Below are 21760 nucleotides of genomic sequence, written 5' to 3' on the forward strand. Positions count from 1 at the left end.
TTGTAGTAATCTTCATAGGTGGACCCGTCCTCTTTCTGATGAGTTTTAGCGACTACATCGTGGCCCATTGCGAGGCCGATTAAAAGTGGATGGGTCCATTCCATTATCCCTCTGGTGCAAGGGCTTATCGACGCCGCCAAGGCCAATGATCTTGAGGCGATTGCTAAGCGTGTGGCTTACCCACTTAAACGTGAATATCCGATCCCCGCGATTCAAAATACGCAGGAAATGATCGCACGTTTCGATCAGGTTTTTGATCCTAAGCTGCTTGAGCAGATCGCCCATTCTAAGATTGAAGCCGATTGGCAGACGATGGGCTGGCGCGGCATTATGCTCGGTAGCGGTGTTGTGTGGCTGGATTTTGATGGCAAGATCATCGCCATTAACTATCAAACACCGGTAGAGGCAAAACTGAAAGCAGAGCTTATTGCTAAGCAACAAACGGCATTACATCCGAGTGTGAGTGAGTTTGTCAGCCCAGCGTTATCTTGGGAGACCGCCAAGTTTACCATTCGTGTCGATGATATGGGGAACAGCCAATACCGCTATGCCGCATGGGCAAAGGGTAAGGCATTGAGTGAAAAGCCAGATTTAGTGCTGAATAAAGGCAAACTCGTTTTTGATGGCAGTGGAGGGAATCATTCATACCAATTTCGCAGCGGCCCATACCAGGTCACCGTCTTAGGCGGCAGCGATAGTCCTCTAGGCGAGCTAGTGGTGTTTAAGAATGACCAAGAAATACTGACACAAGCCGTTATTAAAGCAGACTAGTCTCGTTTCCCTATCCCTATGAGTGAGATTTAAAGCCGCGACCCTATGGTGATGGTCGCTGCTTTAATAATCCTAACGATTTCCTTTAGCTAGAAGCTATTGCCCCAAAGTGTGTTTCGTGGTTTGAATGCTTTAATCAAAATCAAAGTCGTGGGGCTTCACCCCACACCCGACCAAGGAGGACTGCTCGTCCTATCAAAAACGTCTATGTTAAATAGCCAGCTCGATATCCATATCTCGCGCTCAAAGCGGCCGTAGGCCTTCGCCCTTGGATGCTCCAATACGCCCCCAACGGAGTTGAAAGCTCCTTGTGCTCATTGGCAAATTTGCTATCGCTTCCGAAGGATGCGCTTTACATCCATGTAAATCCCTCCAGTTCGGCAGTCCCTGCCTCTCGCTCATAAGCGCGAAAATCACCGATTTTCATTCGCCCCAGCCCCTGCGAAAGCTAGTCGGTCATCCATGACCGAACTCACGCACTCTTTATTAAATCAAGAGCTCTATTCGCCCTGCGGCAACTCCGAGTGGAGGTGTATTCCTTGGAGTTTTGAGTCGTTAGATAGCGATTGATCAGCAAAAAATAAGCGCGAAAAATGAGAAAGCTAAAACGATATCAAGTGATTATCCATCAAACTGTATAAAAAACCGCTACCGCAAAAAAGCAAATTCCTATAGCATTATTTATACCCATTTACATGGATGTGGCAGTGGCCATATTTGAGATTTAGTCAACAAGCGATTGATGCCCTGCAAACAGCGCAGCGCATAAATACTAAGACGTTAACTGCTACCTAGAATTGAGATTATGCACATAAAACTAAAAAAGATAGCCGACAATTTGAGCGATGAAGAACATTCATCTATCGCGGATGAAATACGCCAAGGAAAAATCGATGGTATATCTCTATCATACTTAGGTGGTGCTTTGGGTCCTACATGGTCTGCGGGTAACGATTACAGTTTAGATTTCCTGAAACACTATTCGGGCATTAGAGCTTTAGAGATTTTTCTTCCTGCGCTAACAAGTATTGATGCTATTGCTGAGCATGTAAACGAAATAGAGTTTTTGAGTCTGGGAGAGCTTAATAAAAAAACTGTATCTTTAAGGCCTCTATCAGATCTGAATAAGTTAAATTCTCTGAGTTTGGTCAAAAATAAGAAAGATATCGATTCTATAGCTACGCTCACTAGCCTTAGAGACCTAACCCTTTCAGGGTATCAAGAAAAACAAATAGAGCATGTTGCTAGTCTGAGTAATTTAGAAAGTTTATATTTGGGTTTCGGCACATTTGAAGACCTAAATGCTATTAAAGGATTATCTAAGTTAACAAGCCTAGAAATACTTTGGGTAAAGAAATTACACGACCTAAGTGCCCTGGAAAACCTGACATCTCTTGAGATATTGCATTTAAGTACTCTAAAGCAAGTTACATCCATTCCAGATGTTTCCAATTTAAAGCACCTTAAGAGCTTGGTCATGGATACCATGAATGGACTTTCCTCTTTGTCAGGTATTAAAGGCAGCTCAATTAACGAATTGGCTGTAATTAATTCGAAGATAGATCCTGTATTGTTTTCTGAGCTAAATAATAGTTTGCCAGTGCTGCAGCGGCTTGTACTTGGTCTCGGAACTAAAGGGAAAACAAATGAAGCATCTAGTTTCTTTGATGGTTCCGTTATATGCGACACATTTAATGATTTAAAATACAGTACAGCCAGAGGCTATAGAATTGAGTTCTGCAGTTAACAAGGCGCTGCTGTCGGACAAATTTTCCGCTGCGCGGCGTTAGTCATACACAATGAGCCGTAGATACCTTAATCTTCAAGAAGCCGAGTCGGCGCTTAAGCGAGGGAAAGTAGTTGAGTGCTTTCTTGGTGGCTGTGAACGGGATGGCCGTGCTGGTATTCAGTGGCTAAGCGTTCGAGGTCCCAAATCCGAAATAGATGTTTCAGTTTACGAAACTGCTGATTTGGGTGATGAATCATTCCTTAATATTTATGAGTTTGGTCCACTAGATCCAGACCTAGAGCTAGAGGATGCCAATGAGGTCAAATCATTCACTTCATTTGGCCAAGCGATAGAGTTTATTGAGCAACGATTCGCAGGATCATCTGAAAGGTTATTGAACGAGTTTATGATTCAAGATGAATATGCCGACTATATTTCGAGGGGCCGGAAGTAGAAATGCCTAACAATCGCAGGCACAGCGACGGCCTTTTCGTTGCAGCTCCGCCTTCACTACAAAGCCGCGCGTGCTGCGGGCGTTAACTTTATGGAAGAACTATGCACCCTCAAGCACCGCTTAAATTTTGCTATCAGGCCCTTACAAAAAAGGCGGCAAGCTATTATCGCTGGTGGGTTATCGGCACTATGTTACTTGTTCTTGCTGCATTCGTTGGTGTTACAGCTTTTGAAATGGCTGAGTGGTTATTATTTTTAACCTTTGTCCTTGCAGGGATGGTAATGACTATCACAACGCTAAGGCTTTTCTTAGTGAAACTATTTGAAGAGAATGCTGATGCGATTAATCTGTTCTCTAGTTATTTTCCGTCTCTGCTAGGCACCCGTAGATTGGAGTTAGCTTGTAAGATAACAAATTCAGTTTATTACGGAGTGTTTTATCTTTGTTGTTATTTCTTGTTGGCAGCTATTTTTTTGTTCCCGCTGTCTTTAGTTGTAGAGTATGCAAAAAGTTAACAAGGCAAGTCAGCATCGCACCTTCGGTGCTGGACTCGCTAACGCTCGCCGCTTGCGGCGTTATGTTCTCAGGGAGAGGTTGTGAATTTGGAGCACTTTTTACGAGCCGTGTTTATTGCTATAGCAATATGTTTTGTTCCAATTATGCTGTTTTACTGGAGTAATGAATCTGACTTAATAACAATGGATTTTAAATACTTCTATGGATCAATACGTTTTGTTTTAGTGTTCTATTTTATATTCTCAATTATTGGATGGATGTTAATTGGCTTTCCTGTGCATTGGGTGGCAGTAAAGTTCTTTAATCAGAATAAATGGTGTTATTTTTTAGGGATTCTAGCTTTCGGTATTCTGATTTCACTACCTTCTATGAAAATTGAATTGTTTTTGTTTTATGCAGGTATTTCGGGATTACAAGCAATCTTATTTTTGTGGTGGTTAGCAAGAGAACATAATAAGTTGCTTAAACGGACGTAAAACAGTTGGCTTGCGTTTGTAAGGTGATAACCCATAGGAATTTTAATCCGAACTCCACGAATTAGAGTAAAAAAACTAGCTCACTTTTGTACAAATGTGAGTTATAACATTCTGTGGAAATGACTATTCATGTAACATTATTCAGTCGGTTTTAATTCGCGAAATAAAAAGAGCATTAAGGATGAACTTAATGCTCTTTTTTATGGATAAATGCCTGCTCAAACTGTATTGCGGTAATGGGTTTACCGTAGAGGTAGCCTTGGCCTAAGTCGCATTCCTCGTGGCGAATAAAGGCATCTTGTTCTAGGGTTTCTACGCCTTCGGCGATCACTTCCAAGTCCAGTTTCTTACCAATGGCAATAATTGCCTTTGTTAACTCTCTATTTTGTTCGTTTTCTTCGAGTTTACTAATAAAGCAGCGATCGATTTTTAAGGTGTCGAAAGAGTATTTTTGTAGATAACTTAAGGATGAGTAGCCTGTGCCAAAATCATCTAGGGAGATGCGGATACCGAGTTCTTGTAGTTTTTGGATGGCATTGTGGGCAATATGTTCATCCTGCATCAGCATGCCTTCGGTAATTTCAAGTTCTAAGGCGGTGGGTGGCAATTGATAGAGGGTGAGTAAGTCGGCTATGTGTTCGCTAAAGCGGGGATTGCGCATTTGCAAAGGGGAAATATTGATGGCGATTTTAAACTCTTGGCCTACCTCGCGACACCATTTTGCCGCCTGAGACAGCGCGGTATGCAATACAAAATTGCCAATATCAATAATCTGGCCATTACGTTCAGCTAAGGCGATGAATCTGTCTGGGGCGACATTGCCAAGGATGGGATTATGCCAGCGCAGCAGGGCTTCGGCACCAATCACTTGCTTCGTCTTTAAGTTAATAAAGGGTTGGTAATGCAGGCTTAACTCGTTCTTGTTCAGTGCATCGACCAAGTGGGATTCCAGTTGATAGCGTAGGTTTAAAGCGGCTTGCGTATCTTGATTAAAGAAGCTGTGAGTTGAGCCATCAGCCTTGCTGATCGTCATGGCCGCTCCGGCTTTTTGCAGCAGGATGGCGGCATCGATACCATCCATAGGCGCTTGTGCTATGCCCATGCTCGAGGGAATCGTGATTACAAAATCAGCCACACCAAAGGGCGTGTTACAGCAGTTAAGCACTTTATTGATGAGTTTATTGGTTTCGTTATTCGAAGGTTTGTGGGCTTGAATAATCACAAATTCGGCGCCAGCGATGCGGGCGATAAAGGTGTTTTCATCGGTATAGTGCTGTAAACGTTGGCTGAGAATAGTGAGAATTTTATCGCCAATCAGGTAACCATAACTGTCGTTGATGGATTTGAAATTGCGCAGCCCAAGATAGAGTACTGAAATCTTTTCTTTGCGATTCACTTTTTCGAGCATGATAGACAGACTATTAATCAAATTGATGCGATTGGGTAATCCCGTCAGTGGATCATAGCTTTTATGGTATTCCAGTGAGGTTTCGGTGGAGGTGCGGTTTTCGATTTCTTTGATGAGCTTGCCGCTAAGTTCGGCGAGTTCATGGGTGCGCTGTTGTACTTTTTGCTCTAGCTGCTGATTGTGCAGTTGTAGCTTAGCCTGTTGATAAAGGGTGACTAGGTTAGCTTCGATACCATTTTGAAACCGAGCGAGTAAGCTGCGAAAAGATTGGGGGTAATTATGCTCTTGGCTATCGAGCATGCAGATAGTGCCAAAGGCACTGCTATCTGGCCAACGTAAAGGTAAACCACAGTATGCGATCATGCCGAGTTTAATGTCAGGATTTTTGTCCCAGTTTTTATCCTTTAGGGCGTTAGGAATGTGGAGTTCCTTACCTTCTTTGATCACTGTTTCGCAGTAAAGCCCGTGGCCTAAACTGTCTTTATCATGTTTTTTATAGGGATTACCTTGGGTGCGGCTCGAGGTAAAGACCTCAATATCGGTTTGATGGACACGCATGATCAAAGCGGCGGGGGTGTCGACTAATTCAGAGAGCAAATCTAAGGTTTGTTGCCAGTTATCAACCATTTCTTGGGGAACAACGATTTTGTCTGTGTCGATAGCAATGTCGGCAAATAAACGATCTTTTTGAGACTGGTTAATGGCGAGGTTGTATGGCATGAATGCTCAGTCCTAGAGGCGCGATACTATTCATAAACTATAGTCTTTTTACTCATGATGTGAGTCTTTTCGGTAAATTTAGTTACTGCAAAATCTCGGTTCTATCTTAAATGCTGCGCTGTTAGATCTCTTAAGTGTTAGGTAAGAATTCAACGGTACTCTAACACTAAATGTTCTGATTTTTGGATTTATTAGTGAGTAACTATCTGAAAGATAAAGTTATGATGACATTTATGGATTTTGCTAAGGGGCATTTAATTACGCCGCTTTTAGTGTTTGCAGTGATCATAGTGGGGCTTGAATGGACTCACGCTGATATGAAAGTCGCGACTTTGTTATTTCATTGGCAAGGGGGTATCGACTCTTGGCCATTGAGAGGATATTGGTTGACCGAAGATTTACTGCATGTCACTGGGCGTAACTTTGTCATCTTGCTGGCGGTGAGTGTCGTAGTCGGCATTGCCTTTAGTTTTCGAAGTGACAGGGTAAAACCGTACCGTAAGGGCCTGATTTACCTATTTAGTAGCGTATTGGCGAGTGTGTTGCTGGTCCGAATAGGCAAGAGCGTTACTCACATGACCTGCCCGTGGGATGTGATTGAGTTTGGCGGCCAGATGATACATTCATCCTTGTTTTCTCGTTTACCTAAAAGTGCTGAGTTTGGTCAATGTTTCCCTGGTGGCCATGCCAGCGGCGGGTTTGCTTGGGTTGCCTTGTATTACGTGCTGCATGAGTATCGCCCGCATTTAGCTAAGTTTGGATTAATCTTTGGTTTGAGTTTAGGCCTAGTATTTGGCATTGGCCAAGAGTTACGCGGCGCCCACTTCTTGAGTCATGATTTATGGAGTTTAGCCATAGCATGGACGTCCGCTAGCCTACTTTACTATGTGTTTTTTCTGCGCTCGCCTGCGTTTAGAAAGTCTAAATTGGTCGCTTTGGGTCAAATGTTCAAGGTTACAAGTAGTGGAATACCGCAAAAATAACGAGCTGCGAAGCTAACGCCCTGAGTCCTTATTGGGTTCAGTATTTTTTTATGGCTTAAAATCTAAATTCGAAGCGCATATCAGGTCTGCGTAGGCGAGATCTTTCATCTAACAGTTGGTTTTTTTCGTTGAGTAGGCTGTTTTTCTGTTTCAATAAGTCAGCCTTGTCGGTGAGATTATTGATCTTGCCATCAAGACTGCTTATTTCTCTCTCTATGGTATTTAAGCGATCGGCAATCTCAGTTAAACGTTTGTTGGTCAGGTATTGTTGATGGCCTTGGTTATAGCGCTCAACAAACTGGTTATTACTGCAAACCCCATAATAACTTTCTCCCGCTAAGCCTACGCGGTAGCCATTTTCTGGCACGCAGTAACTGGCTAACCCTTGCTGGTATCCTTGTTTCCATTGCGCTGTATCGACACTGAGATTAAATTCACGACAATCTTTTTGATATTGATTTAATTGCCCAGAACTTGTCCCACGGTTGCCATCGGCAAGCCCAAGGGCAAACCAATCACTATTGGCGCATTCTTCAATCGATAAGCTGCTGCATTGAGTCAGGGATAGGACTGAAAGTGCGAGGAAAATGCTGGGATAGTGCATGGATAAGTTCTCTATATGTTGTGGCGTTTAGGATAAAGGCTCTTATGGGGGAGATCTAGCTATATATACCGCTATTTATACTGTAATAGATGCGTTTTGTTGGGCAAAATCCATCACAGTTTAGCGGATGAATGCATGATAACCAGCTGATATTGTGTTAGTTTGCGGTTAACACTTTAAATGTCTGCTTTGGTGCTCGCTATGATTTCACTTATTTCATCTGCGTATTCAGCTTCATTACCAGCAGTTAAGTCGGCTCATCAATCCCTTGATACCGCCGAGCCAAGCGGACTTAAATCCTTTACCTATGGTGCATTAGGGCTGGCGGCTCCCAAAGCTGAGGTCAGTTTTGATGGCAATGCAAGGAGTAAAATACCTGAGCCTAGTGCGGATGATGTAGATGACGTTAAGAGTTCAAACGACACTTATTACAGTGCAGGCCAAATATTGAAAGCGGCGGCGACCGTGGGCAGTGTGATTGCCTTGTTTGTTTGAGTTAAGTTCCTGCACCAATTTAGCTATGGGTATTATTTCAACTGGCTTGGATTGGCATATTCGGCGCGGAATATGGCTTGTCGTTTTGAGTCTGGTTTTACTGGGGTGAGCATAAAAGAATATTCTTTTAGTTAAAGCGGTATTTTCAGTCTCTTTCTTTGCCAACGCGCTGAGTAAATCTGGTATTGTGTTTAACACGCAAGTGCATTAGTTTTTACTTAAAATTCGTTTAATAATCCTAAACTATATTCATCAAACTTCCGCTGGAGACCGCTTTTGTATGAAGATTTGCCCGCAGTATTCCATATCATGCCTAAGTAAGGTATAAGGGCGCTATGAAAACTCCGAAACGAATCCAACCCCTGGTTGATGAAGGACTGGTCGATGAGGTCATTAGCCAGTTAATGAGCGGTAAAGAAGCGACTGTGTACGTTGTACGCAGTGGTGATGATATCCGCTGTGCCAAAGTCTATAAAGAAGCGGACAAGCGCAGTTTTAAGCAAGCTGTGTTATATCAAGAAGGCCGAAAAGTCCGTAACAGTCGTCGTGCGCGCGCGATGGAAAAAGGGTCTAAATTTGGCCGCGATCAGCAGGAAGAAGCTTGGCAAAATGCTGAAGTTGAAGCACTTTACCGTTTAGCGAATGCAGGTGTGCGGGTGCCAACACCTTACGGCTGTTTTGATGGCGTGTTGCTGATGGAGTTAGTGACGGATGCCGAGGGCAATGTCGCGCCGAGATTAAACGATGTCAGTATGTCGGCAGAAAAAGCCTTGAAGGATCATGCGTTGGTGATGACCTATGTTAAACGTATGCTCTGTGCGGGGTTAGTGCACGGTGACTTGTCTGAGTTTAATGTGTTAGTTGATAGTGAAGGGCCAGTGATTATCGACTTACCTCAGGCCGTCGATGCCGCGGCGAATAACCATGCTAAATGGATGTTAGCGCGTGATGTGAATAACATGACTCAATACTATGGTTTGTATGCTCCTGAGCTGCTAAAAACACAATACGCCAAAGAAATTTGGGCCTTGTTTGAAGCCGGTGAATTGAAGCCTGAAACGCCATTAACGGGTGAGTTTACCGAAGTGCTGGTTGAAGCCGATGTTAGTGCGGTCTTGGAAGAAATCCAAGCAGCCTTTGAAGAGGCACAAGAGCGTAAGCAGCGGATCCAAGAGGCAAACGAAGAAGACTATTAATCGTCAGTCGTTGTTTTTCACCCATAAAAAAGACGCTCAAAGTAGCGTCTTTTTTATGCTAAAAATTAAGTGAAATTATTATTTTTGTTATTGATTTTATTATTGTTATTTAATTTTTGGCGTTAGCCAATCCTTGGCTTAATCCCCGATGGAAGCTGGGGCCATCCTTGTTGCTACAAACAAGCTAGCAATCATCGAACAGTGTGATAAAAGGACAAGAGTTGAGAGAAATATGTTCATGACTTGGGGGAGCACAATTCACATATTTAATCTTTGGGGAAGATAACTCCCTCAATTCTTGCCGAAACCTTGGTCACTCTTCAGTCAATCTATGTAATACCAATCACGGCCTTCCTTGGCGCACTACACTCATTGCAGTGCTGGATCATCATTGATCCTGTGAATAAAATGACAAGGCCAGAGAGAGAAATATGTTCATGACTTGGGGGAGCACAATTCACATATTTGATCTTGGGGGAGATAACTCCCTCCCTAGTCTTGCCGAAACTTTTGCATTGTCCCTATCCGTTTGTTGCTGTTAATACTATTTCCCAATCTTCGCTGGGTTCATCAATTTGGACGACAAGGCCGGACTAAAAAGGGCGCTGTTATTATTGTTGTTAGCACATCTTTTACATCGTTAGCGTTATCAGCAGGGCGATATGCAATCTCGTCCGGCCTTGTCTATTCGGGCACGTTTAGCTTGTTGTACAGGCTAACCTATCGTGCGTAGCTCTTGATTGAGCTGTTTAATTTTTTTCTGTAGCTGGGCAATCTCACTCATTAATGCGCATTCTCTTTGCTGGGGTTGCAGATCGCTTTCTCGCACCCATTGGTAGACTGCCTTGGCAGATAAACCGTATTGACGTGCAACATCCGACAGTAAGCGACCTTGTACTTTAACCTCGGTGATAACATGTAGCTTGAGACTATTTTCTGCGATTCCCATGAGCGTTCCCTCTTTTACTGCCTTCTAACCAAAATATGACCGTTTGCGTTGCCTTTTATTGATGATAGTGACGCTGTTCTAAATCCCACTGGCTCAGACCTAGATGGCGCAGACAAATCCATTCGTGGCGACATAGTGCGATAAAGTTCATGACCGTTTTCATACTTCCTCCTTTATGACCCTAAATACTCGAGCCCATTTTCTGTCTCGATAGGTCCATTTAATTTGGATTAATCCAGTTGAAGTCGACTCTAGTTTTTCGGCGATGTTTACCGCGTCTGACTGTCTACTCACTTAGTAGTATGTAAAATTCGTGCCAATATTCTAATTTTCATTTTAACCTTTTAAATCATTGCATTGCGCCTTCGATTAAAACGGCGTTATTTTTTAGTGCTGCCAATAAAGGTGCAAGGTGCACTATTTCGGTGCCATAGACTTGATATGAAATTGGGCGGTACAAGCCATGATTGAAGCCCGAAATCTGTATCTTTGCTGACTAAAATCTGGATTAGCATAATTGAAGATGGATAAAGGATTGTCTCCAGCGCAATTGCTTATATACTGCCTGCTTTGTGGCAATTCCTAGGTCATTCGTATTACCTAATGGACGTGATATTTCTTGCCCTTTTGAGCGGTATTCACAGTCATCAATCATATAAAGAGGTTATAAATGATGAAGTGTTTTCAGGCAGTGCAATCTAAACCATCCCTGTTAGCCATAGTGGTATTGACGACCGCGCTAGTTGCATCGGGTTGTACAACAATCAATCCCTATTCAAACGAAGAACAAACCGCTAAAGCTACCAGTGGCGCATTGATTGGTGCCGTCGCGGGTGCCGCAATTGGGGTGGTATCTTCGAGCAAGAGCGACCGCGGTAAAGGTGCCTTAATTGGTGCTGCATCGGGCGCTGCAGTCGGTGGTGGTATTGGTTATTACATGGATGTGCAAGAGACCAAATTACGCCAACAATTAGCCTCAACGGGCGTGAGTGTGACCCGTAACGGCGATAACATCATTTTGAATATGCCTAATGAAGTGACCTTCGGCGTAGATCAAACCGAGTTAAGTGACGGTGCTAAACGCGTGCTGAATTCAGTGGCGGTTGTGGCCAAGGAATACAGCAAAACGCAGCTTAACGTATTAGGTTATACCGACAGCAGTGGTTCAGACTCTTATAATTTACGTCTGTCACAGGTCCGTGCTAGCGAAGTGGGTAATTACTTGATGAGTAAAGGCGTTGCCTCTGCCCGTGTAAAATCAAAAGGTATGGGTGAAGCGAGTCCTATTGCATCAAATGCCAATGCAAATGGCCGAGCACAAAACCGCCGCGTTGAGATCGTACTAATACCAACAGGTAAATAGTCTGGTCTAAGCACAAAGTTCTCGCTGAAAAAGTCGCCAGGGGCGACTTTTTTGTTTTCAGTGGTGGGCTAATTGAGTGATTAGCTTGCCGTGCTTCAATTAGACAATTTGTCCTTTATGAAGCGCACCTTGAGTGACCTGCACCACAAACATATCACTGCTAATTACCTTGGGATGAGTTCAGCTTGATCCCTTTATCGATTTCACGTTCTGTATGGGGATAAGTCACAAGAATGACTTTTAGTGCCTAAAGGAGAATATGACTATGATAAGCAAAAATGTGTTAGTAGCCTTGAGTTTAAGTCCTGTCATCATGGTGACTGCTGTACAAGGAGTGCCGATGAAAGCCGAAGTGACCACAGGAGCCGCGCCGATAGAACTGCGCGCCGCAGGCAGTTTAAAGGCTGCGATGAGTGATATTATTGCTGCTTATCAAGCACAGTCGCAAATAAGTGTTGTAGCGCAATATGCGCCCTCAGGTTTATTGTTAAAGCGCATTCAAGAGGGCGAGAAAGTCGATATCTTTGCCTCGGCGAATATGAAACATCCACAGGCATTAGTGGATTCGGGTCAGGGCGAAGCGGTGCAAATGTTTGCCCGTAATCAACTCTGCGCTGTTGCTCAAGACACAGTTCAGGTGACGAGTGCGACCTTACTCGATACCTTGTTAGATCCTAAGGTTAAAGTCGGCACCTCAACCCCGAAAGCCGACCCCGCGGGTGATTATGCCTGGGCCGTTTTTGCTAAGGCCGAAGTGGTAAAACCTAATGCGAAAGCCGCGTTAGAGACCAAGGCATTACAACTGACGGGCGGCCCTGAGAGCGTTAAATCGCCTAAGGATCGTAACCCCTATGGCTGGGTAATGGAAAACAAGCAAGCGGATATCTTTTTAACCTATTGCACTAATGCTGTGCTGGCTAAAAAAGAAGTGCCGAGTTTACAAATCATCGACTTACCGCAGGAACTCGCCGTGGGTGCCGACTATGGTTTACTGGTTTTACAAGGCGCTAATACTGTCGCTAAGCCGTTAGCTGAGTTTATTCTATCGACCAAAGGCCAAGCGATTTTGAGCAGTTATGGTTTCCAACCTCCGGCAAAATAGCCTTCTTTAGTTTTCCTGCGGGATAAAAAACGGCACCTTTGAGGTGCCGTTTTTGTTATTAGCTCAAACTGTTAAAGCGTTAGTTCATCAGGTAGAGCGTCGCTAACCCGAGGAAGGCGAACAGGCCAACCACGTCAGTGACTGTGGTGAGCACCATACCGCCAGCGAGGGCAGGATCGATTTTAAGTCGTTTTAAAATCAATGGAATACTCGCACCTGCAAGCCCAGCTACTGTCATATTGATCAGCATAGCGCTACCAATTAATCCCGCCAGTGCCATATCATCCTTCCATAGCCACACGGCGACAAAGACTAAAATCGACCACATCAAGCCATTGAGAAAACCAATCGATAGCTCTTTACCGATAAGCCAGCGAGCGTTGCTTTGGCCGATATGGCCTAAAGCAATACCGCGGATCACGAGCGCTAAGGTCTGATTACCGGCAACACCGCCCATGCTAGGGACAATTGTCATCAAGATGGCGATAGTGGCAAATTGCTCAATAGTGCCTTCAAACATATTGCTGACCGACGAGGCAAGCAGGGCGGCGAATAAGTTTATAGTAAGCCAGAGCGAGCGACGTAGGGTACTTTTTAGCACAGGACCAAAAGTATCTTCATCTCCGTCCATCCCCGCCATACCCATCATGGAATGTTCAGCATCTTCGCGGATAACATCGACTACGTCATCGATTGTGATACGTCCGAGCAGCTTACCATCACAGTCGACGACAGGTGCCGATACCCAGTCATTGCGTTCGAATTTCTGCGCGACTTCGCTGTCGGACATGCTCACCGGAATACTTTGAATATTGGGATCCATGATATTGCGAATTGTGGTGCTTGGCGCGCAAGTCAGCAGATCTGCCAGCCTAACCCCGCCAAGGACTTTGTCCTGTTTGTCGACCACATATAAGGTATCTGTGGTGTCGGGTAGGTTGCCCCTTTGCCGAAGATAGCGCAGCACAACATCGATATTCACATCGGGTCTTAAGGTGACTGTATCCGTATTCATCAAGCTGCCGGCGGTCTCATCTGGATAAGATAGGGCTTGTTCTACCCTCAGGCGATTTTGCTCCGTCATCGACTGCAACACTTGTTTGTAAACGGCGTCGGGAAGACTTCGCAGAATATAGGCGAGATCGTCGGTGTCCATGCTTGCTGTCGCTTTCGCGACTCGCTCAGGGCTCATGCTGCGGATCAGTGGGTCTTTGAGTTCTTCACTCAACTCATCGAGTATGTCGCCTATTTGTTCCTGATCGATGAGCTGCCACAGTACTTGTCTGGCATTTGGCGGTGATGATTCTAAGATCAGCGCGATATCTGAGGCGGCCATTTTTTGCAGCATATTACGCACGTGTACAAACATGCCGCTGCTAAGCGCTTGGTTTAACTGGTCAAGACTATGTCCGGTGTGATCGTTTTCTGCATTATCTACGGGCATTTGTCCTCCATTGTGCGGCAAATTGGTTTGAGATCTTGGTGTTAGGCTAGGATTTAGCGGTGACTAAGCGTCAGTCGATGACACAGATTAAGGCGGCTAAGGTAAGGCCAGCGCAATGACCGCTAGTGTAATCGCCAGTAGCTTGTATCGTCGAGCGACAAATGTTTTGCCATGTCTGAATGACAAGTTTTTTAAACTAGACATGAAGTGAAACTAACGATGAAGTGCTTAGTGTGAAGTGAAACTAACAGGCTTCGTCAAACTTAGCGTCGATTAAGGCACAAATGGCATCGAGAGCCGGCTCTGCATCTGGGCCTTCGGCGATCAGCTTAATGGTTTTACCCATACCAGTTTCAAGCATCAGCAAGCCAAGCACACTGGCGGCCGATGCTTGTTTATCGCCTTGGATTAAGGTGATGGTCGCATCAAACTCGGAAGCCAGTACCACCAACTTAGTGGCGGCACGGGCATGTAAACCGAGCTTATTACAGATAGTTATCTGACGTTCAAGCTTTGGCATTGTTGAGCTCTCGATGACGGGCATACACTTTATGTTTACCGTTACTAAAGCGTTTGGCCAATTGCTCTGCGACGTAAACCGATCTGTGCTGTCCACCTGTGCAGCCAATGGCCACAGTTAAATAACTGCGATTGTTACGCTCAAGGTGCGGCAGCCAAGTCTCCAGTAAATTTTCGATTTGCCAGATGAACTTATTGACCAGTGGTTGGCGATTTAAGAACTCAGCTACGGGTTCATCTAAACCAGTCAATGGCCGCAGCGCCAGCTCCCAGTGGGGATTAGGTAGAAAGCGTACATCGAACATAAAGTCGGCTTCGGTGGGCATTCCGTGCTTAAAGCCAAAGGACTCGAAGTTGATCACGAGTTCTTTATCGACACTACCAAGGAGAATTTGTCGGACTTGGTCGCTTAAATCATAGATATTCAAATTCGACGTATCTATGTAGTGATCGACCAGTTTTGACATAGGCTCGAGCAGTTTCCCCTCCAGCTTTATCGCTTCTTGCAAAGAGACTCGGCTCTTCGACAAAGGATGCAAACGGCGGGTTTCGCTGTAACGCTTGAGCAGAATTTTATCGCTGGAGTTAAGGAAGAAGCTCGTTAACTCAGTATCTGGAGGTAGGCTAGCGAGTTGTTTTACTAAGACCTTATCCTGCTCAGGCATGTTACGCACGTCGACACTGATGGCGACGAGATCGTTACTGCCTTTGAGTTGCTCAAGCAAACTGCCAATCAATGGCAAGGGAAGGTTATCGACACAATAATAGCCGAGATCTTCGAGTACCCTAAGGGCGACAGATTTGCCTGAGCCTGAGCGGCCCGACACTATGACCAGTTTCATCCAGTGATTACCTGATAGAGTTCCGTTTCATCATGCGTCTTGCGTAATTGCTTTAATATTTGCTTGTCGCTCAGCTTTTCGGCCATGCAAGACAAGGTACTTAAGTGCTGCTGACATTGGTCTGCAGGCACCAGTAGTGCAAATAAAATATCAACAGGTTGCTTATCGATAGCATCAAATGCTATCGGCTCTTCACACTTAATGAGTATGGCAATGGGCTGATCTATATCGGCTAGTCGACCATGTGGAATGGCGATGCCGTTACCTATACCTGTGCTCCCCATCTTTTCGCGCGCCACTAGGCTTTCGAATATCTCTTGAGATGAGAGGGTCGGGTACTGGGCAGCGACTAAGTCGCTGATGAGTTCCAGTACCTTTTTCTTGCTGCCCGGAGTGGCGCAGGTAGTGCACTCCGGCCGCAGTATGGTACAAAGTTCCATTATTAGTGTTTTGTTAACTTCTCTTTGTGTTTAATAACCTGACGGTCAAGCTTGTCAATCAGGGCGTCTATAGCGGCATACATGTCAGCATGCTCTGAAGTAGCAAAAACTTCACCACCTATGAGGTTTATTCTCGCTTCGGCAATCTGTTGCATTTTCTCAACATTGAGCACAACGTGCACATTATTGATCTGTTCGAAATGGCGTTCAAGTTTTGAAAACTTTTCTTCTACATATGCACGTAACGATTCGGTAATTTCGATATGGTGCCCACTTAGGTTTATTTGCATAGAAACGTCCTCCGATATCCACTGTAGGTTATAAACTTTTACGCTGATTAGAAGGTGGAATAAGCATAGCCTCTCGGTACTTCGCAATGGTTCTGCGGGCTACGTTGATCCCTTGTTCTGCCAGAAGTTGAGCCATCTTACTATCGCTTAATGGTTTTTTCTGGTTTTCCGCTGCCACCAGTTTCTTTATAAAGGCTCTGATTGCTGTGGATGAGCACTCACCACCATCGTCAGTCCCGACGTGGCTAGAGAAGAAGTATTTTAGTTCAAAAAGTCCCTTAGGGGTATGCATGTATTTTTGAGTTGTGACCCGTGAGATGGTGGACTCATGCATTTCTACCGCTTCAGCAATATCGTTAAGCACCATAGGCTTCATGGCTTCTTCACCATACTCAAAGAAACCTTGCTGATATTGCACTATGCAATTAGCAACTTTAAGCAAAGTGTCGTTACGGCTTTCTAGACTCTTAATAAACCATTTAGCCTCTTGCAGATGGCCGCGAATAAATTGGCTATCGGCTTGGTTTTTTGTGCTGCGTGCCATAGAAGCATAATGTTGATTTACATTGATTTTGGGCATGCAGTCAGGATTAAGCTCAACGACCCAGCGGCCATTTTTCTTCGACACAGACACATCTGGGATAACGTATTCGTCATTATTGGGCGTGATCAACAAACCTGGGCGAGGATTGAGGGTTTGGATGAGTGCTATACCATCCCTTAATTCATCTTCTTTTAATTTAGTCTTACGCATCAACAACCTAAAATCACGGGCGGCGATCAGATCTAAATGATCTTTGATCAGCATACGGGCGTTTTCTAGGTTGGGAGTATCAGCGGCGAAATGCGACAGTTGGATCAGCAGGCATTCACTTAAATCGCGGGCGGCAACGCCTATGGGATCAAAATGCTGAATGCGCTTGAGTACGGCTTCGACTTCGTCAAGCTCAACTTCAGGATTGCCCATGGCTTCGAGAATTTCTTCAGTGCTTTGGGTGAGATAGCCCTGATCGTCGATTGCATCAATAATGGCGGTGGCAATGGCTAAATCGGTTTCAGAAAACGGTGTGAGGTTTTTTTGCCATTCTAAGTGTTCGTACAAACCTTCACTGGTCTCGCCTTGGAAGGGCATATCGTCTTCACGACTGCCGCCGGGGCCTGAGTTTGGGGAGGCGGTAAACACTTCATCCCATGTGGTGTCCATGGGGAGCTCATCGGGCATGGATTCTTTGGTTAGCGACTCTGCCGTGTCTATGGTGGAGCTGTCTTTTTCTGGTGGCAGAGTGCTAGATTCACTGAAATCCGTATCGGATAGCGTTTGGTTTACAGGGGTTTTAGTGGCGTCGAATTGATCCTCTTCCAGCTCGAGAAGGGGATTAGAATCTAATGCTTGCTGGATCTCTTGCTGCAGTTCTAATGACGACAGTTGCAACAGACGTATGGCCTGTTGTAATTGTGGCGTCATGGTTAACTGTTGACCCAGTTTGAGCTGGAGTGACGCTTTCATGTTACCGCTGATCCCTACGTTATTATTGTTGGATGAGGTCGCTTATTATTATCTTGAGTGAAGCCCAATGGCGGTATAAATTGCCTCCATTGGCTTCGCTCGATTAACTATAGCCTGAATTGTTCACCTAAGTACACAGCCCTAACTTGCTGATTGTCTAAGATCTCTGCTGGAGTTCCTTCGGCAATCAGGTTTCCGTGACTCACAATATAAGCATGTTCACATACATCTAATGTCTCGCGGACATTATGGTCTGTGATCAGTACGCCAAGGCCGCGACTTTTGAGTTGTTCGATAATCTTCTTGATGTCGATAACCGAAATAGGATCGACGCCGGCAAACGGTTCATCGAGCAAAATGAACTTAGGATTAGCGGCTAAAGCCCGCGCAATTTCGACGCGACGACGTTCGCCACCCGACAATGACATGCCTTGGCTGTCACGGATGTGGGTGATATGAAACTCTTCGAGCAGATGTTCTAGTTCTTCTTCTCGTTCTTCGTTTTTAAGTTCTTTACGAGTTTGCAGTACGGCCATGATGTTGTCATGAACAGTTAGCTTACGAAAGATACTGGCTTCTTGCGGTAAGTAACCTATGCCTTTGCGGGCACGCAGATGCATAGGATCTGCGGTTAAATCATCATCGTCGATAAAGATATGTCCCTTATCGCTCTTCACTAGCCCGACAACCATGTAAAAGGTCGTGGTTTTACCTGCACCGTTTGGACCGAGTAGGCCAACGACTTGACCGGTTTTTACCGTCAGACTGACGTCTTTAACCACTTGGCGACTCTTGTAACTTTTCGCCAGATTTTGTGCTCTTAAGGTGATTTGGGTCATTTAGAGTCCTGCTTTTTTACAGGTTTATCCGCCGGAGCGTCTGATTTAGCATCATCTTGATAGTTTTCAGGCTGAATAATAGTGATTACGCGATCGTCACCACTGCCAGTACTCTCGGCCATCAATTTCTGTTGAATCATGTTATAGCGGATTAAATTGCCTGTAACTTGGCTACCTGCTTGATCTAATGACGCCATACCTTTCAGAGTTAAGGTGCGGCTTGCCATATCGTAACGAATTTCTTTCGCGCTAGCCGATGCAGGACGGCCATCGTCTAATATCTGGCTATACGTAGCAGGGTTGCCTGTGGCGACTAAAGTTTTGCTATTTTCACCTTCAGCGGAAAATGCACGCAGTTCATTTGCTTGGATTTTTATTGAGCCTTGGGTAACTTCCACCGGACCAAAGAAGATAATCTGGTTGTTTTTGATATCCGCAGTTTGGCTCACAGCTTTAATTTTGACTTCTTGCTTTAAGTCGCCCACTTTCGCGAAAGCACTCATGCTCATAATTAGCATTAGGCTGGCAAGTAATACGTTATTTTGCTTCATATGTTCCTACTACCTGACTGGTCAATTGCACTTCTTGCGCGTTGAGGTCGGCATAAAGGCCTTGGCCTTGAATATTAAAATCTTTCCCTGTGACGTAAATGGTACGGTCAGAGGTCATTATCATAGTGTTGAGATCGAGTTCCAGATAACTGGTGGACAAGGTCTGAATCGGTTCTTCTGGGCTAATGGCATCGATAATAACATTATTTTCTAATACAACCTTGCCAGTTTCCTTGTTTAGCTTGCCCTGATCTGCCCTGAGCTGCCATTGTGCTTTACCTTGGTCTGGATAAACAAGATAAACAGGTTGAGTAAAGAAAGTTTGATTCGTTGAATCATAATGTTCCATGTGTTTCGCCGTCACACGGCTATTCACTAGTCCTTGCTCATTGAACTCAACACTGCGCAGATCTTCAACGATGAAATCTGGGGTATTTTGATCTTTTACTCTGTTATCGGAATCACCGCTGTGTTTGTTCTGGACCTGCCAGTAAAGCGCTAGTGCAGTTCCAAAAAAAGCGATAATTGCGAGTGTCACACGACTCATATACTCATTCCATGGGCCGAAGTGAATTTATTTTGACTTAGGAGTAACAGATCTGTGAGTTCACGCAGTGCACCGTGGCCACCATTGAGCGTAGTCACAAAATGGGCGTGTTGGCGTACATAGGGGTGACCGTCAGCAACACTGACCGCTAAACCGACGACATTCATCACGGGGAGATCGACAATATCATCACCGATATAAGCCACTTCTTCTGGGGTGACACCATAAAGTGCGAGCAATGCTTCATAGGGCTCGAACTTATTGTCTACGCCTTGGTAAATATGGGTAACACCAAGGGCTGTCATACGGTTTTCAACGATTTTGGATTGACGTCCTGTGATCACGGCGAGGTTGAAACCGCTGGTGAGGAGTGAGCGCACGCCATAACCGTCACGGGTATGGAAGGCTTTGAGCTCTTCGCCGCTATTGCTCAAGTAAATACGGCCGTCGGAAAACACCCCATCGACGTCACAGATTAACAGTTTAATCTTTTGCGCGCGTTGCCACACATCATCACTGATTGGGCCGTAAAATCCTTGCTGTGGCATTAAATGACTCCTGCTTTTACCATATCGAGCATGTTAAGAGCGCCAATAGGATGGCGATCTTTATCGATAACAATTAATCCGTTGATATTTTTTGAGTCCATCACTTGCAGTGCTTGGGCGGCCAACACATTATCTGTGATCGTGACGCAGTTACGGGTCATCACATCGGCAATGGGCGTCGTGCGTAAATTCACTTCGGCATCGATAACGCGGCGTAAATCACCATCGGTGAAGATACCAACCAGCTTGCGCTGATCATCGATAATCGCCGTCATGCCTAAGCCTTTCTTGGAGATTTCGTACAGGGCTTCTGTGATGCAAATATCGTGGTTGACGAGCGGTAAGTCATCACCGCTGTGCATCACATCACTGACTTTTAACAGCAACTTACGTCCTAATGCACCGCCGGGATGGGACATAGCAAAATCATCACGGGTAAAGCCTTTTGCTTGCAGCAGCGCAATGGCGATGGCATCGCCCATCACTAAGGTTGCTGTGGTACTTGAGGTGGGGGCAAGTCCAAGTGGGCAAGCCTCTTCTGGGACTTCGATACATAAATGCACTTTAGATAATCGCGCCATATTCGATTCGGGTTTACCTGTTACCGCGATAACGGGCACGCCCATACGTTGGATGACCGGCATTAAGGTGAGGATTTCGCTCGACTCACCGGAATTTGAAATCGCTAAAATCACATCGTTATCGGCTAATACACCCAGATCGCCGTGGCTGGCTTCACCCGGATGCACAAAAAATGCGGGCGTTCCTGTGCTGGCGAGGGTGGCAGAAATCTTATTGCCGATATGGCCCGATTTGCCCATTCCCATGACAATCACTTTGCCTGTGCAGTTGAGGATCAACTCGCAAGCTTCTGCAAATTCAGCCGAATCAACATATTGATAAAGATTGTCTAGGGCTGACTTTTCAATGTCGATAACTTTACAACCCCATTGGCGCAGTTGTGATTTGTCTACCATGTCTATCTCTCTTTTTGCATTGTCTTTGTCGCCCCATTGATGGGATTGGAATAGCACAATTTGGTACGCGATAAAGATGATATGTAATAGGCTTTCTGCCAAGTATTAGTTTGTTTTCAGACAATTTAGCTTATGTCTTGCTGTGGTTAATTACCGAAAACAGCAAAACAATTGCGGCAGGCTAGAGCGATTGATCCGACTCGTCAAGTTCAGCTGCGTTAGCTATTCACGCACAATAACGTGTTTAGCGGCAGAAGGTCTTGAGCAATATCATCGTCTTTGTCGTTTATTTCAATGGATTTATTCCATATCGCAGCGGGTATTACCCTATGGGATGCCTCTATTGCGCAATTGCGTATCGACTCTCCCCGATAAAAGTGGGCAAAGAGTGAGCTAAGTGCGAACGAATTAGCCAATACTGCCAATTCTGCAACCAGGTTGAAAACATTAAGTAACATTTTACCTGTGCAGAGTGAAAACTTAGGGCGCA

23 protein-coding genes and 1 pseudogene are annotated in these 21760 nt (G+C 44.9%); 10 read left to right on the top strand and 14 right to left on the bottom strand.

Annotation, left to right across the window (positions count from 1 at the left end):
- Positions 1 to 105: 105 nt before the first annotated feature.
- The 5 genes and pseudogenes from KO537_RS19005 to KO537_RS19025 form a co-directional block, all read left to right on the top strand.
- Positions 106 to 771, top strand: a pseudogene (locus tag KO537_RS19005) (hypothetical protein); the annotation flags it as partial.
- A gap of 838 nt (positions 772 to 1609) precedes the next feature.
- Positions 1610 to 2518 (top strand): hypothetical protein, encoded by a 909-nt coding sequence (locus KO537_RS19010; RefSeq protein ID WP_219235352.1) that lies wholly within the window; start codon positions 1610 to 1612, stop codon positions 2516 to 2518.
- 52 nt (positions 2519 to 2570) lie between these two features.
- On the top strand, positions 2571 to 2954 hold the full coding sequence (locus KO537_RS19015; RefSeq protein ID WP_219235354.1) for a hypothetical protein: 384 nt from the start codon (positions 2571 to 2573) through the stop codon (positions 2952 to 2954).
- A gap of 101 nt (positions 2955 to 3055) precedes the next feature.
- Complete coding sequence (locus KO537_RS19020) at positions 3056 to 3469, top strand: hypothetical protein (RefSeq protein ID WP_168825515.1); 414 nt, start codon at positions 3056 to 3058, stop codon at positions 3467 to 3469.
- Between the two features lie 81 nt (positions 3470 to 3550).
- Positions 3551 to 3946 (top strand): hypothetical protein, encoded by a 396-nt coding sequence (locus tag KO537_RS19025; protein ID WP_168825513.1) that lies wholly within the window; start codon positions 3551 to 3553, stop codon positions 3944 to 3946.
- A 187-nt stretch (positions 3947 to 4133) separates the two neighbouring features.
- Here the strand turns inward: KO537_RS19025 and KO537_RS19030 are convergent, their stop codons facing one another.
- On the bottom strand, positions 4134 to 6074 hold the full coding sequence (locus KO537_RS19030; RefSeq protein WP_168825511.1) for a GGDEF domain-containing protein: 1941 nt from the start codon (positions 6072 to 6074) through the stop codon (positions 4134 to 4136).
- A 224-nt stretch (positions 6075 to 6298) separates the two neighbouring features.
- On the opposite strand from KO537_RS19030, the gene KO537_RS19035 reads away from it, so the two are divergent.
- A complete protein-coding gene (locus KO537_RS19035) occupies positions 6299 to 7057 on the top strand; it encodes a phosphatase PAP2 family protein (RefSeq protein ID WP_173248693.1) in 759 nt (252 codons plus the stop codon).
- Positions 7058 to 7112: 55 nt separating this feature from the next.
- Here KO537_RS19035 and KO537_RS19040 read toward each other — a convergent pair whose 3' ends face one another.
- A complete protein-coding gene (locus KO537_RS19040) occupies positions 7113 to 7661 on the bottom strand; it encodes a DUF2799 domain-containing protein (RefSeq protein WP_113939984.1) in 549 nt (182 codons plus the stop codon).
- Between the two features lie 180 nt (positions 7662 to 7841).
- Here KO537_RS19040 and KO537_RS19045 point away from each other — a divergent pair, with 180 nt between their 5' ends.
- Together KO537_RS19045 and KO537_RS19050 are read left to right on the top strand one after the other, a co-directional pair.
- A complete protein-coding gene (locus KO537_RS19045; RefSeq protein ID WP_173246900.1) occupies positions 7842 to 8156 on the top strand; it encodes a hypothetical protein in 315 nt (104 codons plus the stop codon).
- 335 nt (positions 8157 to 8491) lie between these two features.
- Positions 8492 to 9352: a PA4780 family RIO1-like protein kinase gene (locus tag KO537_RS19050; RefSeq protein WP_028759534.1), complete on the top strand. Its 861-nt coding sequence runs from the start codon at positions 8492 to 8494 to the stop codon at positions 9350 to 9352.
- Positions 9353 to 10067: 715 nt separating this feature from the next.
- On the opposite strand, the gene KO537_RS19055 is transcribed toward KO537_RS19050, so the two are convergent.
- Positions 10068 to 10301: a transposase gene (locus tag KO537_RS19055; protein WP_106649408.1), complete on the bottom strand. Its 234-nt coding sequence runs from the start codon at positions 10299 to 10301 to the stop codon at positions 10068 to 10070.
- Between the two features lie 673 nt (positions 10302 to 10974).
- Here KO537_RS19055 and KO537_RS19060 point away from each other — a divergent pair.
- Together KO537_RS19060 and KO537_RS19065 are read left to right on the top strand one after the other, a co-directional pair.
- On the top strand, positions 10975 to 11664 hold the full coding sequence (locus tag KO537_RS19060) for an OmpA family protein (RefSeq protein WP_168825788.1): 690 nt from the start codon (positions 10975 to 10977) through the stop codon (positions 11662 to 11664).
- Between the two features lie 265 nt (positions 11665 to 11929).
- Positions 11930 to 12766, top strand: coding sequence for a molybdate ABC transporter substrate-binding protein (locus KO537_RS19065; protein ID WP_173246897.1), 837 nt, complete (start codon positions 11930 to 11932; stop codon positions 12764 to 12766).
- A gap of 79 nt (positions 12767 to 12845) precedes the next feature.
- On the opposite strand, the gene mgtE is transcribed toward KO537_RS19065, so the two are convergent.
- From mgtE to KO537_RS19120, 11 genes are all read right to left on the bottom strand, one after another.
- Entirely contained in the window at positions 12846 to 14210 is a 1365-nt protein-coding gene (gene mgtE, locus KO537_RS19070) for a magnesium transporter (RefSeq protein WP_219235357.1), read from the bottom strand.
- 244 nt (positions 14211 to 14454) lie between these two features.
- Positions 14455 to 14730 carry an HPr family phosphocarrier protein gene (locus KO537_RS19075; RefSeq protein ID WP_006083073.1) on the bottom strand — a complete coding sequence of 92 codons (276 nt, stop codon included), beginning with the start codon at positions 14728 to 14730 and terminating at the stop codon, positions 14455 to 14457.
- On the bottom strand, positions 14717 to 15571 hold the full coding sequence (gene rapZ, locus KO537_RS19080) for an RNase adapter RapZ (RefSeq protein ID WP_105251390.1): 855 nt from the start codon (positions 15569 to 15571) through the stop codon (positions 14717 to 14719). The genes KO537_RS19075 and rapZ overlap by 14 nt, the downstream gene beginning before the upstream one ends.
- Positions 15568 to 16011, bottom strand: a complete 444-nt coding sequence (ptsN, locus tag KO537_RS19085; protein WP_006083071.1) for a PTS IIA-like nitrogen regulatory protein PtsN — start codon at positions 16009 to 16011, stop codon at positions 15568 to 15570. The genes rapZ and ptsN overlap by 4 nt, the downstream gene beginning before the upstream one ends.
- Before the next feature lie 2 nt (positions 16012 to 16013).
- The gene (gene hpf, locus KO537_RS19090) at positions 16014 to 16301 is read right to left on the bottom strand and encodes a ribosome hibernation promoting factor (protein ID WP_028759468.1); all 288 of its coding nucleotides are present in this window, start codon (positions 16299 to 16301) and stop codon (positions 16014 to 16016) included.
- 28 nt (positions 16302 to 16329) lie between these two features.
- Positions 16330 to 17808 (bottom strand): RNA polymerase factor sigma-54, encoded by a 1479-nt coding sequence (locus KO537_RS19095; RefSeq protein WP_105251391.1) that lies wholly within the window; start codon positions 17806 to 17808, stop codon positions 16330 to 16332.
- Between the two features lie 107 nt (positions 17809 to 17915).
- Positions 17916 to 18647, bottom strand: coding sequence for an LPS export ABC transporter ATP-binding protein (gene lptB / locus KO537_RS19100; RefSeq protein WP_105251392.1), 732 nt, complete (start codon positions 18645 to 18647; stop codon positions 17916 to 17918).
- Entirely contained in the window at positions 18644 to 19198 is a 555-nt protein-coding gene (gene lptA, locus KO537_RS19105; protein WP_105251393.1) for a lipopolysaccharide transport periplasmic protein LptA, read from the bottom strand. The genes lptB and lptA overlap by 4 nt, the downstream gene beginning before the upstream one ends.
- On the bottom strand, positions 19185 to 19745 hold the full coding sequence (gene lptC / locus KO537_RS19110; RefSeq protein ID WP_105251394.1) for an LPS export ABC transporter periplasmic protein LptC: 561 nt from the start codon (positions 19743 to 19745) through the stop codon (positions 19185 to 19187). Before lptC ends, lptA begins: the two co-directional genes overlap by 14 nt.
- Positions 19742 to 20293, bottom strand: coding sequence for a 3-deoxy-manno-octulosonate-8-phosphatase KdsC (gene kdsC, locus KO537_RS19115; RefSeq protein WP_028759542.1), 552 nt, complete (start codon positions 20291 to 20293; stop codon positions 19742 to 19744). Before kdsC ends, lptC begins: the two co-directional genes overlap by 4 nt.
- Positions 20293 to 21270 carry a KpsF/GutQ family sugar-phosphate isomerase gene (locus KO537_RS19120; RefSeq protein WP_105251395.1) on the bottom strand — a complete coding sequence of 326 codons (978 nt, stop codon included), beginning with the start codon at positions 21268 to 21270 and terminating at the stop codon, positions 20293 to 20295. Before KO537_RS19120 ends, kdsC begins: the two co-directional genes overlap by 1 nt.
- Positions 21271 to 21760 lie beyond the last annotated feature (490 nt).

This window comes from Shewanella sp. NKUCC01_JLK, assembly GCF_019345615.1.
Lineage (GTDB): Bacteria > Pseudomonadota > Gammaproteobacteria > Enterobacterales > Shewanellaceae > Shewanella > Shewanella oncorhynchi.